This is a genomic window from Kitasatospora sp. NPDC004669 (genome assembly GCF_040609455.1).
Classification (GTDB): domain Bacteria; phylum Actinomycetota; class Actinomycetes; order Streptomycetales; family Streptomycetaceae; genus Kitasatospora.
On the sequence record NZ_JBEXKB010000011.1, the window covers coordinates 181,855 to 194,481 of the forward strand.

A 12,627-nucleotide genomic window follows, 5' to 3' on the forward strand; every position below is an offset into this window, starting at 1 on the left:
TCTGGGCAGTGGTCAGCGGGTGGGCTGGTAATCGGCGAGGTAGGCGAGGCAGCCGGTGAATTGGGGACCTGACGGCCGCAGGATCTGGTCGTGAACGACTGGGTCGATCGAGTAGCTGAACTCCAGCTCTTCGGGCTTCGGCGGGAACGTCACGAGGCCCGTGTACTTCACGTCCGGGGCGCTCGGTAGCGGCGGTATGGGGCTACCCGCGTGTACCGGCCAGTGCGCGTCCGCGATGCGCACCATCTCGCCCAGTTCCAGGCAGCCGTGTTCCTCCTCCCACGGCAAGACGGTGTCGCACGCCCAGCACTCCAGCCGGAATCCGGTGAACGTGCCGCCGACGATGTGGAACTGGTTGTAGTCCGTCGTCTGCTGATAGAAGCCGGTCATGCGGCTCTCCTGGGCTGGTAGTCGGCGAGGTCGCGGATGACGTTGCGGATGGGGCGGGGCGGCGGGAGGGGTTCCCAGTCGTCGGGGTCGAGGTCGAGCAGGGCCTCGGTCTCCCAGCCGTCCCACTCGTCGTCGGGGCAGGTCACGGCCGGACCTCGGCCGCCGTGCTGGTGGCGGCCTCGTCGATGGCGGCCTCGATCTGGTCGGCGACGACTGCTCCGAGGAGGCCGCGGGTGGCTCGTACGTCCGCGAGGGCGGCTCGGACGGCGGCGATGCGGGCCTCGGCCTGCTCGGCGCGTTCGGTGGCCTCCAGGGTCTCGCTGACCTGGCGGCGGTGGGCCTGGTGCCAGTCGACCACGCGCGAGGCGGAGATGCTGGCTTGCGTCTCGGCCCGGTCGGCGCGGACGGCCTGTCGGCGGGCCTCAACGATCGTGGACTGCCAGCGGCGGTGGGTGTTCCAGCCGCCGTCGCGCGGGAACAGCGACAGGCTGCGGATGATCCTGTACTTCTGCTCGGTGGTGTGGCCGTCCCACTGGGCGCGCGGGTCGTTGGCGGGCACGTGTTCGACGTGGGCGTAGAGGTCGGCGTCGCGGGGGTGGATGTGCCAGGAGAGCTGTCGGCTGTCGGCGGTGATGTACAGGATTTGCCAGCCGTCCTCGTCGATGTCGGTGGCGGGGGTGATGACGGCGGGGTAGGTGGTGGCGAGCCAGGCGGTGAGGTGGGCGCGTTCGCGGTAGGCACCGTCGGGCTGGTCTTTGACGGCCAGGATCTGCTCGGACAGCTCGGCGACGCGGCGGCGGAGCTTGCCCAACTCGTCCTCGGCGGCGCGCCGGTCGGCGAACGCGCGGTCGCGCTGCTTGATGAGGTCCAGGGTGTAGTAGCTGGTCATGCGGCTCTCCTAGGCGCGGTGAAGTCGAGTTGGCCGGTCTGGTGGGCGAGGACGACGGCGTGGGTGGTGCTGCGGGCGCTGAGCTTGCGGCGAGCGGCGGCGGTGCGGTCGAGGATGGCCTTGCGGCTGAGGCCGAGGCGGCGTGCGGTTTGCTCGCTGGTGTAGCCGTGGGCCGCGTAGTGGAGGGCTTCGATCTCGGCGGCGGTGAGGGGCGTTCCGGGACGGGCGTGGATGGTCATCTCTGGCGCTCCAGGGTGGTGATGATCTGGGCGAACTGGTCGTCGATGGCTGCCTGTTCGTCCTCGTCGCGGTGCTGTCGGGTGTCGAGGTGTCCGAGGAGCGCTGCCCCGAGGCCGGCGCCGAGGAGGGCGCCGGCCAGGACCAGCCAGGGGGAGACGGTCACGTGGTGGGTCCGGGTGCGGCGTTGCCCGCGAACAGCTCGGCTGCTCGGGCTTCCGGGCAGCGCCGCTCCGTCTCGAACCACGCGTGCTCTTCGCAGTGGCCGTGTTGGTCGTACCTGCACGGGTCGGGGTCGATCTCGCGGAGGTCGTTCACCAGTTCCAGCAGGGTGGCGATCGGGGGGACGGGCTGCACGGGCGTGGGTGCCCATTCGACGCGGGTGTGGCCGCCGTGGCCGTGGATGGCGATGGCGTCGTCGATGCTGGCCCACTGGACGGTGGAGGGCCGGTTGCCGGTCCAGCGGATGGTGACGGTGCCGTCGGGCCACTGGACGCCGTGCGCGACGGAGCCGGTGCCTGAGATGCCGGTGACGTCGTGGTCGCGCTGGAGGGTGAAGATGCGGGGCTTGGTGGTCATGTGACGCTCCTGGGGGATGGGGCCCGCCGCCGGGTGACGGCAGGCCGGGGCGGGTCAGCGGCGGGTCTCGGGAATGAAGTCCTCGTACGTCTTGCCGGTCCGGTGCGCGAGGTCGGAGTGAGCCCAGCAGGGCGGGGACGCGGTCACGGCGTTGAAGTTGTCCCGGATCCACCCGGGGTCGAGGTCGCGGAGGTCGGCCTGGATGAACTCGTAGGGGTAGTGGGGCTGGGGTTCGCGGTCGATGCCGGTGACGGTGAACCCGGCGGCCGCGTAGCCAGCGGAGGCTCCTCCGGCCTTGCAGCAGATGTCGAGCAGGCGCATGGTGGCGGGTCCTCAGCTGGTCGTGTCGCGGGCGGCGAGGAGGAGGTCGGCGGCGGCGTCCAGGCCGTCCGTCTGGTTCGGGGAGGCGATGGCCTGTCGGAGCATCTCGGCGGCTTCGGTGAGCACCTCGGCTCGGTAAGCGTCGAGGAGTTCGGCGGCCTGCTCGGGGAGCTTGAAGCTGACGTGGAACGCGCGCTCGATCTCCTGGCGGGCGGTGCGCTTGGGCATCGGGTCTCCGTGGTGGGTGCGTGTGGCGGCCGGTGGGTGCCGGCCGCCGGGGTGGTCAGGTCATGCAGTAGCCGGAGGTGCAGGCCCCTTCGGCCTCGTCGAACACGAGCGGCAGCGGGTCGACGCCGTCCGGGATGGCCTCGCGGAGCGGCTGGTTGTAGGCCGTCAGCCAGACGTGGTCCTTGCCCAGCCCATCCCGCCGCTGGTTCAGGAGGTCTTCGAGCTGGCAGGCCTTCTCGAAGAGCTCGGGCTCGGTGCGGCGCATCTCGTGCCACGTCTCGGGCCGGTGGAACGGGCAGAAGAAGCAGCTGCTCTTGGGCGGCACCGGGAGGCCGGCGCCACGGATGATGCGCGGGATGTCGGAGCGGCGGATGCCGAGGTCGAGCAGCGGGTACTCGATGCGCTCGTGCGGCTCGTGGCGGCGGTTGTTGGCGCGGTGGATCTCGTCGACGCTGATGCCGATCCCGACCGTGGCGGGGTTGTCTTCGGTGGCGCCGCGACGCTTGAGTTCCTTGCCGATGACCTTGATCTTGAAGTCGGCGGTGCAGGAGCGGGTGCCGGGGGCGCCGTTGCTCATGCGGATCGGGATCGGCAGGGACCGGGATCCTTCCCTCGTGAGCCGTCCCCACAGGGTCTCGGTGGATCCGTCGCGGCGGATGCGGTCGAGGACGGTCAGTTCGATGCCGTGGTCGGCGGCGAACGGCTTGGCGTACTCCTCCAGGTAGCGGAGGGTGCCGGGGTGTTCGGAGTCGTCGCCGACGTTGGCGAAGAGGAACACCTGGTAGTCGATGAGACCTTGGGCGGCGAGGACGAGGCTGGCCATGGACTGCCAGCCCCCCCCGAAGGAGAAGGTTCGAAGCTGAGTCACGGCGATACTCCCTGGGGTATATGGCGCGGGCTGTGGCGCCCCTTCTGGGGGCCTGTGGGCGTTCGGGTGGCGCCCTGGTGCCGGGTGGGGTGTGCGCGGCCGTTGGTGGTCCGGTCCTGGCCGCGCACGGGGCCGTCAGGTGGTGGGCGGCGTCTTGGTCTCGCCGTTGGCGGCGGCGCGAACGTCGTCGAGGAGGAAGCGGGTCTGCGTACCGATGCAGTGCTCGTTCCACTGGGCGACCACTGCATCGACGGCGTCGAGGCGGCGGCTGAGCTCGGCCTTCTCCTCGGCGATGGTGGGCTCGTGGCCGGCGTAGAGGGCGCGTTCGGCCTCCAGCTGTCGGACCCGGGCGACCAGGGCGGGCACGTTCTGCCGGGCGGCCGCGATGAACTCGGCGAGGTGGGCGCCGTAGTCGGGGACGTGGGCGACGTGTCCGGCGAGAGGGTTGTCGCTGGGGTAGACGACGTTCCAGCTGCCGTCGTCGTTGAGCTCGGCGGTCCAGGGGGCGGGGTAGTGGGTGGGGATGCTGGCCTGGATGGCGTCGAGGTCGAGGGCCTGGGGCTGGCTCATCGGGTGGTCTCCTTAGGCGGCGGGTCGGGTGGTCTGGACGAGCCAGGCGTCGGCGCGGCTGGGGTGGCTGTCGGCGGCGAGTCGGCGGCCGGTGGGGGTGTGGCAGGGGCTGCCGGGTTTGGCTCGGCAGGTGGGGACGGGGCAGGGAATGGACCACTCGGGCGGGGTCTCGCGTCGGCGGAGGCCGGGGGGCATCGGGGCACCCATCACGCGGCTGCCTTGGCGGCGTCGGTGCGGGACCCGTGGTAGCCAGCCAGGCGCTTCCCGGACGGGGTCTTGCACGGCTTGTGGGCGGCCGCCTGGCAGGCCGGGTTCGGGCAGCTGATGTCGAGGGCGCTCCGGACCCTGGTCGTCGACGTCTCCCACGTCTCCGGCACGTCGTGGCCGACGCCGGCAGTCAGTTCGAGGACCGGGCGGGGCGAGCCGACGTACGGCAGCGCGGGCGGCCGGTGACCGTCTATGACGTCGGCGATCTGGGCGCGCAGGTTGTGGGTGAACTGGGCGCCGGTCTCGCCCGGGGTGGGCTCGTACTGGAAGTAGTCGAGCCGGCCGGTCCTGGCTCGCTTGACCTCGGCGATGATCTCGGCCGGGGCGATCCATGGCTGACGGCGGGCGATCTCGACTGCGGCGTCCTTGCAGTCCTGCAGCTCGTAGTCGCGGAGGAGGTCGTACCAGGCGTCCGGGGTGTACTCGTCGAAGCGCTGCTGGGGGCACAGGGCCCGGACGTAGCGGGCGAGGATCACGGTCTCGGCGGGGTTCATGAGGACTCCTGCATGCGGTTCTGTGCTCGGGCCATGGCCCGGTCGAACTGGTCGTCGGTCTCTTGCTGCTGCCTGCTCTTGGGCTGCAGGGGGACGACGTTGGGGTCTACGGGGGTGGGGATGGCCCGCCAGCCGGGGTAGAAGAAGCGACTGGAGAACGGGCCGCGCTGGGCGCCTTGGGCGGCCTGGACGGCGAAGCGGACCATGATCGGGATGCCGAGCCGTTGAACGTCGTTCTGCAGGAGCAGTTGGTCGTCGCCCTGGAACTTCCACGGGACGTCGATGCCGTTGGCGCTGAGCGCTGCCTGGAGCTGGGCCAGCCATGCCGGCCGGCGGTCTTCCTCCACCTCGGCGGCGGCCCGAGCGGCGGGCACGTTGGGTACGGGCGCCGGGTAGTGGTGGTTCCCTGGCGGTTCCGTAGTTGGGTGGTTCCTATTGGTTCGGGCGGCACTGAGTGCGTTACGTACGTCGTCTGAGTGCGTTACATCGGCCTCGTAACGCTGTTCAACGTCGTTACGTACGGACGCGGAGTGCGTTACATCGGGCTCGGTAACGTCGTCTGAGTGCGTGACCGTAACGTCGTCGGACTGCGTTACACGCTTTGCACGGTGCTTGCGAACCCGGGCCGCCGTAGCCTCCCGCAGCCGCTCCTCCTCCGCCTCCAACGCCGCCCAATCCGACTCCGGCCGGATCTTCTGCAGCATCAACCGGTAGAGGGTGCAGCCCCGGACGACGCCCTCGGCGACAATCAGCTCGGCGTCCTCCAGCCGGCGAAGCGCCCGCTGCACGGTCCGCCGGTCATACCCGGTGCGGTACTGCAACCGCATGACCGACGGCCGGGCCCCGCTGCCGTCCTTGTGGGCGTGCTCGGCGAGCGCCTGGAGGACGCCCCGCGACGTGGTGTCGGGCTTGCCCTTCTCGGTCAGCAGCATGGGCGCGTCGTCCATGGCCCACTTCACTGCCTCGGTGCTCAACGGGTCGCCTCTCGGTAGTGCGGTCGGGGTTGGTGGCCTGGGGCGGGGGGCGGTGACACCCCGCCCCAGGCAGTCACGCGAGGGCGCGGAGGCGCTGGTCGGCGAGTTCGCGGACGGTGCAGCGCGGGATCGCCTGCCGGAACGGCTCCCCGTGCTCGTCCCACGTGATGTAGCCGAGGGCCTGCTCGACGGTCTGCTCTGGGTCGACCATGCCGGCCAGGACCACGACCAGGGCCCGGAGCTCGTCGGTGCCGAGGTAGTTGATGTGGTTGCCGATGTCCCACGCGCCGCCGTCGCCATGGACGATCGCGGACAGTCGGGCGGCCTTGAACACCATCCGCTCCGTCGTGGTGACGAGGTCGGCGGTCACTGCTCGCCGTCCTCGACGATCTCGCCGGTGATCCAGTCCGGTTCGACCTCAAGCGCACTGGCGTCGAGGTCGGTGCGGACAGTCTCGTCGTGTGCGACGGCCTGGGCCAGTTCGACGGACACGGGCAGCAGCTTGAACAGCTCGCGCACGCAGGTCTTCTTCGCCATGGCGTCGAAGTGGTCACGCCACGGGCCGGAGCCGCCGGACTTGGAGTGCTTGCGGTGGGCCTCGACGTCGTCGGGCGACAGGACGACGAACGCGGAGCCTCCGTTGACGGTGGTCGCGACGGCGTAGTAGGCCACCGGGCGGCCGCGGTTGGCGAGGACGGGGCGGTGTTCGAGCTTCGGGCTCAGACCCTTCTCCCACTCGAAGTGGTCATTCTCGTAAACGACTTCGGCGGCGAGGGACTTGGCGATCGGGGACTGCCAGAACAGCTTGGCCATGCCCTTGTAGCCGAGGATGAAGGTGCACTCGCGGCCGTACGGGACGAGGTAGGCCTCGCCGGTGGCTCCGGGCTCGACGCCGAGCTGCGAGCAGGTCATCAGCGCGCCGAGGAACGAGTCGGGCGTGCACGTGGCGAGCTTGGGTGTGCGTCGCAGCGTAGTGAGGGCGATGCGGGCCATGCGGTCGGCGTCCATGTGCTTGGGCAGGGCGCGGGCGATCTCGGGTCGCATCCGCTCGATCTGCTGGGCCAGCGTCGGGGCGGGCTGCTGGGCGGGCTGGTTGGCCTGCTGGGCGCGTTGGACTATGGCTGTGCGGGCGTCGTCGAGGGTCACAGGTTCTCCAGGTGGACACGGAGGATTCGGCTGGGCGCTCCGCGGTACGGTTCGGGGTCGAGGCTGGGGTCGGCCGCCATGGCGGCGTTCTTCCAGCTGATTTGGCCTCGGCGGGGCGTCCACTCGTAGGCAAGCTGGCCACGAACGTGGACCTCGCGGGCATCGCCGGCGATGGCCTTGAGTCGGTTCTCGGCGGCGGCGAGGGCGGCTTCGGGGCCGGCCATGGCACGGAGGGCGTCGGCGCGATCGCGGAGCAGGTGCTCGACCTCGGCGGCGTCCGCGACGACCATGTCCGCGGTCGGCTCGGGGTGGAGGCGGTGCAGCAGGTCGGTGCACGCCGCGGAGCCGGTGACCGGCGGCGGGACGCGGTCCTGCACCTGCTGCCAGAACTCGGCGCCGATCGCCTGAATGCCGGCGATGGTGTCGTCGTCCCGCTCGACGCGGTGCACGATGGTGCGCTGGCCGCCGATCAGACAGGCGATGTAGCCGAACGACCAGCCGGTTACGCCGAGGTAGTGCTGAACCTGCAGCCACGGTCCGGTCGGCGGCTCCTCCTGCCACTCGGCAAGGGCGTAGGAGGAGCGCGTCTTGAGCTCGACGACGCCGTACTTGCCGTCCTCCAACGTCACCCGGTCCAGGTTGGCGAGCGCCCACTCCGGGTCGAGAGCGCGGAGGGTGCCGGGGCTCGGATAGACGGGCAGGCCGGTCAGGTCACTGAACCGCTGGGCGACGATCGGCTCGAGTAGGTGGCCCATGAGCCCGGCCTCGGACAGGGCCGCGTCGTCGCGTCGGGGCGCCGGGTTGCCGGTCTTGGTGTGCCAGATCTCCAGCGGCGACGTCCAACGGTCGAGTCCGCAGATCGCGGCGATGTCGGAGCCGCCGAGGCCGCCGAGCCGGGTCTCGTGCCACGCCGGGTCGCCGGGCCCGGAGCCCGGCGCGAGGACCACCTGCGCGCCCGACCGGTACAGGTACTCGCTCACGCCGCCGCCTTGCCGATGCCGCCAGCGTTGATGGTCGCGAGGGTCTTCTCGTCGTAGCCAAGCGCGTTGTCGAGCTGGGCGAGCGCGCCGTCACGGTCCTTGCGCAACTGGGCCATCTCGCGCTGCTGCTGCTTGAACAGGCGGAGCAACTCGTCGTGGCCCTTGCGGCTGGCGACGCGCATCTGGTCGAGGGCTTCCTCAGCGCGGTCGGCGCGGCGGGTGGTGGACACCAGCCGCGCGGACAGCTTCACGTTCTGCTGGTGGGCGTCGGCGAGTTCGATCTGCAGGTGGCGAACCCGGGGGTCATCGGTGGTGGTGCGGCGGCCGAACAGGGCGGTGAGGATGTTCATCAGGACTCCCGGTTGGTGCGCTGGTGGGGCAGGCGGATCGGCACGTGCTTGTGGATCGGGTAGCCGCAGCCGCAGGGGCACAGGGGGCGGCTCTGGGCGGTGAGCCAGGCGAGGGCGGCGGTCACTCGGCACCGTCCTCGGCGGTGCCGGCCTGCTCGACGGCGGCGGCGATGCCGTCTCGCCACTGCTGGACGCCGGCCAGGATCCGCTCCGCGACGGCGAGTTGCGCGTCGAGCGGCATGTCGCCCTGCGGCAGCAGCGTGATGTCCAGGCCGGTGTACCGGCCCTCCGGGTGGAGGCACAGGGCGTGGTGCCTGGCGGCGTAGATCGCGGTCGCGTCCGGCGTCATGAACGACGTGAGCATGTGGGTCATCGGGCACCTCGCAGCGCGGCGACGATCGCCACGGCGGCGTCCTGCGCGGAGTCGGCGTGGGCGGTGCGGGTGCCGATGACGGCGTCGAACGAGCCGTCCTCCAGCTCGACCACCACGCCGGCGAGCAGGTGGGAGGGGGTGAACAGCGTCCAGTAGCGGCCGGTCGGGGTGATCCCCGGGGACACCCACAGGGCCGTCCCGTCGATGACGACGTCCGCGACGCCGGTGATCTCGGCGATGTCGGAGATGGTGATGATGTCGGTAGGCTTCATGTCGGCCTACCTCCTTCCTTCAACTGGGTCGTTGATCGGTGGGCCGGGGCCGTCCCCTGGGGTCGCATCCGGGGGCGGCCCAGACCAGGTCTGGGTGGTTCAGGCGGCGCGACGGCGCCCGCGGGGCTTGATGGCGGCGAGGCTCGGAATCGGCTCGACCGTGACCGGCTTGGGCTGGACGCGGCACAGCTCCTTGATCGCGGCGATGTCCTGCTGGTCGAAGGCGACGGAGCGGCCGATCTTCTGGTGCGGGTACCGGTCGAGGTTGTCCAGCAGCGCGCCGACCTTGCAGCTGAGGATGTCCGCCGTTTCCTCCGGGCTGTAGTTCCTCAGCTCGTCGATGCCGCTCATGCGGCCTGCTCCGCCGGAACCATCGCGTCGAGGCTGAGCCGGTAGGCGGCGCGGAGGGCCACCAGCGTCGTCAGGCTCGGCACGGTGTGACCGGCAAGCAGTCGGCTCACCGTCGACTGGCTGACGCCAGTCCTCTTGCTGATGGCGGCGCCGTCGTTGTCGCCGTGCCTGATGGCGACAGCGATGAGGGCGTCGGCCGAGAACGTGGAGTCCATGTCTCACCCCCAAGGGGAAGTCTTGCATGCCTGCAAGGTTGCTTGCATGCGAGAAACACTAGCCCGACACGGGCTTGCACGCAAGCAAGTCGCATATGCCAATTGGGGGAGATTCCGTGATGCGTGATCGCGTGTTCAGGTCAACTGCCAGCGGGAATACGATTTGTGGCCTGAACTGCTGTTATGCACGCATGCAAGCGTGTTACGGTGCGCTGGCATGCGCGCTAGCCTTCGGGCATGCGGAGTACGGAGACATCTGCCGAGCGGTTCGGCGCCTGGTTCAAGCAGGCGGCCGAACGGGCCGGCTACGACACCACGCCCGGGAGCGGCGGACGCGCCGCTCTCGCTGCGGCCACCGGGATGAGCCCATCGGCCATCGGCCGGACGCTGGAGGGGAAGACCCTTCCTCGACCGAGCCAGTACGAGTCCATCGCACGAGTGTTCAGGGTCGACGTTCGAGAAGTTCTAGTTGAAGCTGGGATCATTTCGGCAGAATCCTGGGCAGAACAGCCATCCGGAGCGGTACGCTCCCAATCCATCCCTCTCGAACAACAGCTCGAATCCATGGGCATCACGGACCCCGAGTTGCTGGCCATGGCCGTTGCCAACGTCGAGCACGCGATCGAACTTAGCCGGAGGCGCGCCGAGAGGGGGGCGGCAGCAAACGCATAGCGGAGGGGAACGGCGTGGCACGGCTGGTCTCGCACATGACGGAGGGCATCGCGGTCCTCACCGCTGGAAGTGGGGCGGTGCTGTTCGTTGCCGGCCTTGCTACACGCGACTGGGCACCCGCTGAAGGGGGCACACTCCTCACGGTGCTCGGCCTCGGCGGTCTTGCCCTGCTCGCGATTCGCCGCTGGGGGTACACCACCGCCAGGTGGGCCATTACCCGGTTCGCCGCCATTGAGGCTGAGCACGCGGCACTCATCACGCTCAAGTCGCGGCTTGACGAGGAGCGCGCTGAGTTCGAGCGGATACGGGTGAACGAGCCGCGCATAGCCGAACTCCGGGTAGCCCGCCTACTTCGGGCATACGAGCGACAGCTGAACACCTATGTCAACCGGATCGCTGAGCTGGAGGGCAAGAACAGCGCCCTCCAGCGCGACTATGACGATCTCGCGGCGGACTACAACTTGTTGATCGAACAAGAGCTGCAGCTCCGCAACCAGCGCTTCGGCCGGCCAGCCGCAGTTGCACCGGAACCGTCCCAAATCCAAGACTCGGACAGTCGAGTAGTGCGGCCGGAGCGATGGTCTCAGCAAGTCCCGGCGGTCGGCGGCACGCCGCCCCTCAACTAACCACCCGCAGAGCCGGCCGCTCCCCTGCCAGGGCAGTTTCGATCGCAGTCATGGCGTCGTCGTCCAACTCAGGCAGCAGGTGACCGTAGCGGTCACTGGTGGTCTGAATGCTCTCGTGCCCTAGGCGCCGCTGGATGTACGTCAGCGGCTGGCCGGCAGCAATGAGAGCCGAGGCGTGAGAGTGACGAAGGTCGTGCGGTGTCGGCCGCTTCTGCAGTCCAGCGGCCTGGGCTCGCTTCACCGCCGCTGCCCACCGATCACCGAACGTCGAGTAATGAAGCCGCTGGTTCCGCTCCGTGCCGGTGAACAGGAGCTCATCCTCGGCCAGGGTGCCGAGACCCTGCGCCACGAGGGCGGCCAGCACGGTCTGTGAGATGCGGATGGTGCGGCGGCTCTTCTTGCTCTTCGGCTTGCCGAGGTAGTAGCCGCCGTGGCCGTCCTTCTTCCAGGCGCGCTGGACGCGGAGCCGCGGGCGTCGGCCGTGGCGGTCGATGATGTCCTGGGGCTGGAGCGCGGTGATCTCGCTGTAGCGCAGGCCTGTGCCGTACTTGATGACGGCGAGTCGACGATCCTTGTCGAAGGTGAACCCCGTCAGGAGGAGCACGACCTCGTCCGGGGTGAGGAACGTCATCTCGTCCTCGGTCTCGTCGTCCGCGTCCGGCAGGCTCGTGGCGTTGCACGGGTTGCTGGTGCGGAGCGGCGGCTCATGCTCCACCGCTTCCTTGAGGATCGAGGAGAGCAGGCCGTGAAGGTTGCGGATGGTCTTGGGGCTCATCTTTCGTTGGGTCTTCGGCACGATGGTGTTCTCCAGCTTGATGACCCAGGCGGCCACGGTGCGCTTAGAGAAGTGCTCGACGGAGCGAACGTCACACTCCCCGAAGGTGGGGAAAATCCAGTCCGCTAGTTCCTGCCGGTAGGCCTTGCGGGTGTTCTCCTCGATGCCCGTGCGGTGGGCGATGCAGTCGAGGGCCCACGTCCGGAACCGGTACTGCTCCTCGCTGGTCTGCTCATTCTGGACGATGTAGCCCCGCCCTTTGACCCACCCTGCTGGCCACTGCTGGCCAGCCTCATCAACGGCCGCCTTGAATACCGCCGCCGAGTCCTCGTCCTCGAACGACTCGCTCTGCCACGGGGCACCCCGGCCGCCGCCGAGACGCCACTTCACCTGGTAGCTGGTGATCTCGCCGGCCTTGTTCGTGCGGGGGTAGACGCCTTTCATGACCCGAGCGTAGTACGCGGTGTTCCCGCCGTGTTCCCACCTGGGGTAACGATCTGAGCCAAAATGCGAGTGCCCCGCAGGTCAAGAGCCTGCGGGGCCCTGTGCCCGGAGCCGGACTCGAACCGGCACGGCCTCGCGGCCAAGCAGTTTTAAGCTGCCCGTGTCTGCGTTCCACCATCCGGGCGTCCTGCGAAGGCACCCCTGAGCCTAGTCGCCCGACTCACCCTTTCGCATGTTCCCAGTCCGGGAAGTTGTCATGTTTCCTTGCTATCTGACGAACTGTTCGGGATTTCGGCCACGAAGCACAGCGAATCCGGCCACCGGGTCTCCCTCAGGGTTGCCCTCATACCGCAGGAGGAGAGTCCAACCCCTCCCGTACGTCCAGCGGTGGTAGAGCCAACCGTTCGGCGGAGCGACGCCAAGCCGTGATCACGTCGCGGAGCATGGAGGGACACGTCAGTCGGCCCAGCAAGGAGCACCCCGTGACCACGTCGACCGCAACCGCCGTCCGCACCGGCCGGGCGGCCGCCCGCGCCACCGGCCTGAACAAGGTCTACGGGGAGGGCGAGACCCGCGTGGTCGCCCTCGACAACGTCAGCGTCGCGT

At 69.4% G+C, this 12,627-nt stretch carries 25 protein-coding genes and 1 tRNA gene; 2 read left to right on the forward strand and 24 right to left on the reverse strand.

The annotated features are described in order from the left end of the window. Window positions 1-12 precede the first annotated feature (12 nt). From ABZW30_RS12520 to ABZW30_RS12625, 22 genes are all read right to left on the reverse strand, one after another. The gene (locus ABZW30_RS12520) at window positions 13-390 is read right to left on the reverse strand and encodes a hypothetical protein (protein WP_355671040.1); all 378 of its coding nucleotides are present in this window, start codon (window positions 388-390) and stop codon (window positions 13-15) included. Beyond that, window positions 387-536, reverse strand: coding sequence for a hypothetical protein (locus ABZW30_RS12525; RefSeq protein ID WP_355671041.1), 150 nt, complete (start codon window positions 534-536; stop codon window positions 387-389). The genes ABZW30_RS12520 and ABZW30_RS12525 overlap by 4 nt, the downstream gene beginning before the upstream one ends. Further along, complete coding sequence (locus ABZW30_RS12530; protein WP_355671042.1) at window positions 533-1,279, reverse strand: hypothetical protein; 747 nt, start codon at window positions 1,277-1,279, stop codon at window positions 533-535. Before ABZW30_RS12530 ends, ABZW30_RS12525 begins: the two co-directional genes overlap by 4 nt. Then, window positions 1,276-1,518, reverse strand: a complete 243-nt coding sequence (locus ABZW30_RS12535) for a LuxR C-terminal-related transcriptional regulator (RefSeq protein ID WP_355671043.1) — start codon at window positions 1,516-1,518, stop codon at window positions 1,276-1,278. Before ABZW30_RS12535 ends, ABZW30_RS12530 begins: the two co-directional genes overlap by 4 nt. Beyond that, window positions 1,515-1,682, reverse strand: a complete 168-nt coding sequence (locus ABZW30_RS12540; RefSeq protein WP_355671044.1) for a hypothetical protein — start codon at window positions 1,680-1,682, stop codon at window positions 1,515-1,517. The genes ABZW30_RS12535 and ABZW30_RS12540 overlap by 4 nt, the downstream gene beginning before the upstream one ends. Continuing rightward, the gene (locus ABZW30_RS12545) at window positions 1,679-2,095 is read right to left on the reverse strand and encodes a hypothetical protein (RefSeq protein ID WP_355671045.1); all 417 of its coding nucleotides are present in this window, start codon (window positions 2,093-2,095) and stop codon (window positions 1,679-1,681) included. Before ABZW30_RS12545 ends, ABZW30_RS12540 begins: the two co-directional genes overlap by 4 nt. A 54-nt stretch (window positions 2,096-2,149) precedes the next feature. After that, window positions 2,150-2,416: a hypothetical protein gene (locus ABZW30_RS12550; protein ID WP_355671046.1), complete on the reverse strand. Its 267-nt coding sequence runs from the start codon at window positions 2,414-2,416 to the stop codon at window positions 2,150-2,152. A 12-nt stretch (window positions 2,417-2,428) separates the two neighbouring features. Beyond that, the gene (locus ABZW30_RS12555; protein ID WP_355671047.1) at window positions 2,429-2,644 is read right to left on the reverse strand and encodes a hypothetical protein; all 216 of its coding nucleotides are present in this window, start codon (window positions 2,642-2,644) and stop codon (window positions 2,429-2,431) included. Window positions 2,645-2,699: 55 nt separating this feature from the next. Beyond that, window positions 2,700-3,512: a phosphoadenosine phosphosulfate reductase gene (locus tag ABZW30_RS12560; protein ID WP_355671048.1), complete on the reverse strand. Its 813-nt coding sequence runs from the start codon at window positions 3,510-3,512 to the stop codon at window positions 2,700-2,702. A gap of 135 nt (window positions 3,513-3,647) precedes the next feature. After that, window positions 3,648-4,082: a hypothetical protein gene (locus tag ABZW30_RS12565; RefSeq protein WP_355671049.1), complete on the reverse strand. Its 435-nt coding sequence runs from the start codon at window positions 4,080-4,082 to the stop codon at window positions 3,648-3,650. A 12-nt stretch (window positions 4,083-4,094) separates the two neighbouring features. After that, entirely contained in the window at window positions 4,095-4,277 is a 183-nt protein-coding gene (locus ABZW30_RS12570; RefSeq protein ID WP_355671050.1) for a hypothetical protein, read from the reverse strand. Between the two features lie 11 nt (window positions 4,278-4,288). After that, a complete protein-coding gene (locus tag ABZW30_RS12575) occupies window positions 4,289-4,843 on the reverse strand; it encodes a hypothetical protein (protein ID WP_355671051.1) in 555 nt (184 codons plus the stop codon). Beyond that, window positions 4,840-5,790, reverse strand: a complete 951-nt coding sequence (locus ABZW30_RS12580) for a helix-turn-helix domain-containing protein (RefSeq protein ID WP_355671052.1) — start codon at window positions 5,788-5,790, stop codon at window positions 4,840-4,842. The genes ABZW30_RS12575 and ABZW30_RS12580 overlap by 4 nt, the downstream gene beginning before the upstream one ends. A 100-nt stretch (window positions 5,791-5,890) precedes the next feature. Continuing rightward, window positions 5,891-6,187 carry a hypothetical protein gene (locus tag ABZW30_RS12585; protein WP_355671053.1) on the reverse strand — a complete coding sequence of 99 codons (297 nt, stop codon included), beginning with the start codon at window positions 6,185-6,187 and terminating at the stop codon, window positions 5,891-5,893. After that, on the reverse strand, window positions 6,184-6,963 hold the full coding sequence (locus ABZW30_RS12590; RefSeq protein WP_355671054.1) for a recombinase RecT: 780 nt from the start codon (window positions 6,961-6,963) through the stop codon (window positions 6,184-6,186). The genes ABZW30_RS12585 and ABZW30_RS12590 overlap by 4 nt, the downstream gene beginning before the upstream one ends. Next, entirely contained in the window at window positions 6,960-7,943 is a 984-nt protein-coding gene (locus ABZW30_RS12595; protein ID WP_355671055.1) for a lambda-exonuclease family protein, read from the reverse strand. Before ABZW30_RS12595 ends, ABZW30_RS12590 begins: the two co-directional genes overlap by 4 nt. Beyond that, window positions 7,940-8,293, reverse strand: coding sequence for a hypothetical protein (locus ABZW30_RS12600; protein WP_355671056.1), 354 nt, complete (start codon window positions 8,291-8,293; stop codon window positions 7,940-7,942). Before ABZW30_RS12600 ends, ABZW30_RS12595 begins: the two co-directional genes overlap by 4 nt. Then, on the reverse strand, window positions 8,293-8,418 hold the full coding sequence (locus ABZW30_RS12605) for a hypothetical protein (RefSeq protein WP_355671057.1): 126 nt from the start codon (window positions 8,416-8,418) through the stop codon (window positions 8,293-8,295). The genes ABZW30_RS12600 and ABZW30_RS12605 overlap by 1 nt, the downstream gene beginning before the upstream one ends. Further along, window positions 8,415-8,666: a hypothetical protein gene (locus ABZW30_RS12610; RefSeq protein ID WP_355671058.1), complete on the reverse strand. Its 252-nt coding sequence runs from the start codon at window positions 8,664-8,666 to the stop codon at window positions 8,415-8,417. The genes ABZW30_RS12605 and ABZW30_RS12610 overlap by 4 nt, the downstream gene beginning before the upstream one ends. Continuing rightward, window positions 8,663-8,938, reverse strand: a complete 276-nt coding sequence (locus ABZW30_RS12615) for a hypothetical protein (protein WP_355671059.1) — start codon at window positions 8,936-8,938, stop codon at window positions 8,663-8,665. The genes ABZW30_RS12610 and ABZW30_RS12615 overlap by 4 nt, the downstream gene beginning before the upstream one ends. Window positions 8,939-9,037: 99 nt before the next feature. After that, window positions 9,038-9,289, reverse strand: a complete 252-nt coding sequence (locus ABZW30_RS12620) for a hypothetical protein (protein ID WP_355671060.1) — start codon at window positions 9,287-9,289, stop codon at window positions 9,038-9,040. Continuing rightward, a complete protein-coding gene (locus ABZW30_RS12625; protein ID WP_355671061.1) occupies window positions 9,286-9,504 on the reverse strand; it encodes a helix-turn-helix transcriptional regulator in 219 nt (72 codons plus the stop codon). The genes ABZW30_RS12620 and ABZW30_RS12625 overlap by 4 nt, the downstream gene beginning before the upstream one ends. 237 nt (window positions 9,505-9,741) lie before the next feature. Between ABZW30_RS12625 and ABZW30_RS12630 the strand changes: the two genes are divergently transcribed. Together ABZW30_RS12630 and ABZW30_RS12635 are read left to right on the forward strand one after the other, a co-directional pair. Further along, the gene (locus tag ABZW30_RS12630) at window positions 9,742-10,176 is read left to right on the forward strand and encodes a helix-turn-helix transcriptional regulator (protein ID WP_355671062.1); all 435 of its coding nucleotides are present in this window, start codon (window positions 9,742-9,744) and stop codon (window positions 10,174-10,176) included. Between the two features lie 14 nt (window positions 10,177-10,190). Beyond that, window positions 10,191-10,802, forward strand: a complete 612-nt coding sequence (locus tag ABZW30_RS12635) for a hypothetical protein (RefSeq protein WP_355671063.1) — start codon at window positions 10,191-10,193, stop codon at window positions 10,800-10,802. Here the strand turns inward: ABZW30_RS12635 and ABZW30_RS12640 are convergent. After that, window positions 10,795-12,021, reverse strand: coding sequence for a site-specific integrase (locus ABZW30_RS12640; protein ID WP_355671064.1), 1,227 nt, complete (start codon window positions 12,019-12,021; stop codon window positions 10,795-10,797). The two genes, ABZW30_RS12635 and ABZW30_RS12640, sit on opposite strands and share 8 nt — an antisense overlap. A 102-nt stretch (window positions 12,022-12,123) precedes the next feature. Continuing rightward, window positions 12,124-12,205 (reverse strand) — tRNA-Leu (locus tag ABZW30_RS12645). Between the last annotated feature and the right edge of the window lie 422 nt (window positions 12,206-12,627).

What these genes read in the sequence shown, in the direction of transcription:
- ABZW30_RS12630 (WP_355671062.1), top strand. Translation starts at nt 9,742, where the DNA reads ATGCGGAGTACGGAGACATCTGCCGAGCGGTTCGGCGCCTGGTTCAAG.
- ABZW30_RS12610 (WP_355671058.1), bottom strand. Translation starts at nt 8,666, where the DNA reads ATGACCCACATGCTCACGTCGTTCATGACGCCGGACGCGACCGCGATC.
- ABZW30_RS12555 (WP_355671047.1), bottom strand. Translation starts at nt 2,644, where the DNA reads ATGCCCAAGCGCACCGCCCGCCAGGAGATCGAGCGCGCGTTCCACGTC.
- ABZW30_RS12535 (WP_355671043.1), bottom strand. Translation starts at nt 1,518, where the DNA reads ATGACCATCCACGCCCGTCCCGGAACGCCCCTCACCGCCGCCGAGATC.
- ABZW30_RS12580 (WP_355671052.1), bottom strand. Translation starts at nt 5,790, where the DNA reads ATGGACGACGCGCCCATGCTGCTGACCGAGAAGGGCAAGCCCGACACC.
- ABZW30_RS12545 (WP_355671045.1), bottom strand. Translation starts at nt 2,095, where the DNA reads ATGACCACCAAGCCCCGCATCTTCACCCTCCAGCGCGACCACGACGTC.
- ABZW30_RS12615 (WP_355671059.1), bottom strand. Translation starts at nt 8,938, where the DNA reads ATGAAGCCTACCGACATCATCACCATCTCCGACATCGCCGAGATCACC.
- ABZW30_RS12625 (WP_355671061.1), bottom strand. Translation starts at nt 9,504, where the DNA reads ATGGACTCCACGTTCTCGGCCGACGCCCTCATCGCTGTCGCCATCAGG.
- ABZW30_RS12600 (WP_355671056.1), bottom strand. Translation starts at nt 8,293, where the DNA reads ATGAACATCCTCACCGCCCTGTTCGGCCGCCGCACCACCACCGATGAC.
- ABZW30_RS12530 (WP_355671042.1), bottom strand. Translation starts at nt 1,279, where the DNA reads ATGACCAGCTACTACACCCTGGACCTCATCAAGCAGCGCGACCGCGCG.
- ABZW30_RS12565 (WP_355671049.1), bottom strand. Translation starts at nt 4,082, where the DNA reads ATGAGCCAGCCCCAGGCCCTCGACCTCGACGCCATCCAGGCCAGCATC.
- ABZW30_RS12550 (WP_355671046.1), bottom strand. Translation starts at nt 2,416, where the DNA reads ATGCGCCTGCTCGACATCTGCTGCAAGGCCGGAGGAGCCTCCGCTGGC.
- ABZW30_RS12620 (WP_355671060.1), bottom strand. Translation starts at nt 9,289, where the DNA reads ATGAGCGGCATCGACGAGCTGAGGAACTACAGCCCGGAGGAAACGGCG.
- ABZW30_RS12575 (WP_355671051.1), bottom strand. Translation starts at nt 4,843, where the DNA reads ATGAACCCCGCCGAGACCGTGATCCTCGCCCGCTACGTCCGGGCCCTG.
- ABZW30_RS12640 (WP_355671064.1), bottom strand. Translation starts at nt 12,021, where the DNA reads ATGAAAGGCGTCTACCCCCGCACGAACAAGGCCGGCGAGATCACCAGC.
- ABZW30_RS12570 (WP_355671050.1), bottom strand. Translation starts at nt 4,277, where the DNA reads ATGCCCCCCGGCCTCCGCCGACGCGAGACCCCGCCCGAGTGGTCCATT.
- ABZW30_RS12520 (WP_355671040.1), bottom strand. Translation starts at nt 390, where the DNA reads ATGACCGGCTTCTATCAGCAGACGACGGACTACAACCAGTTCCACATC.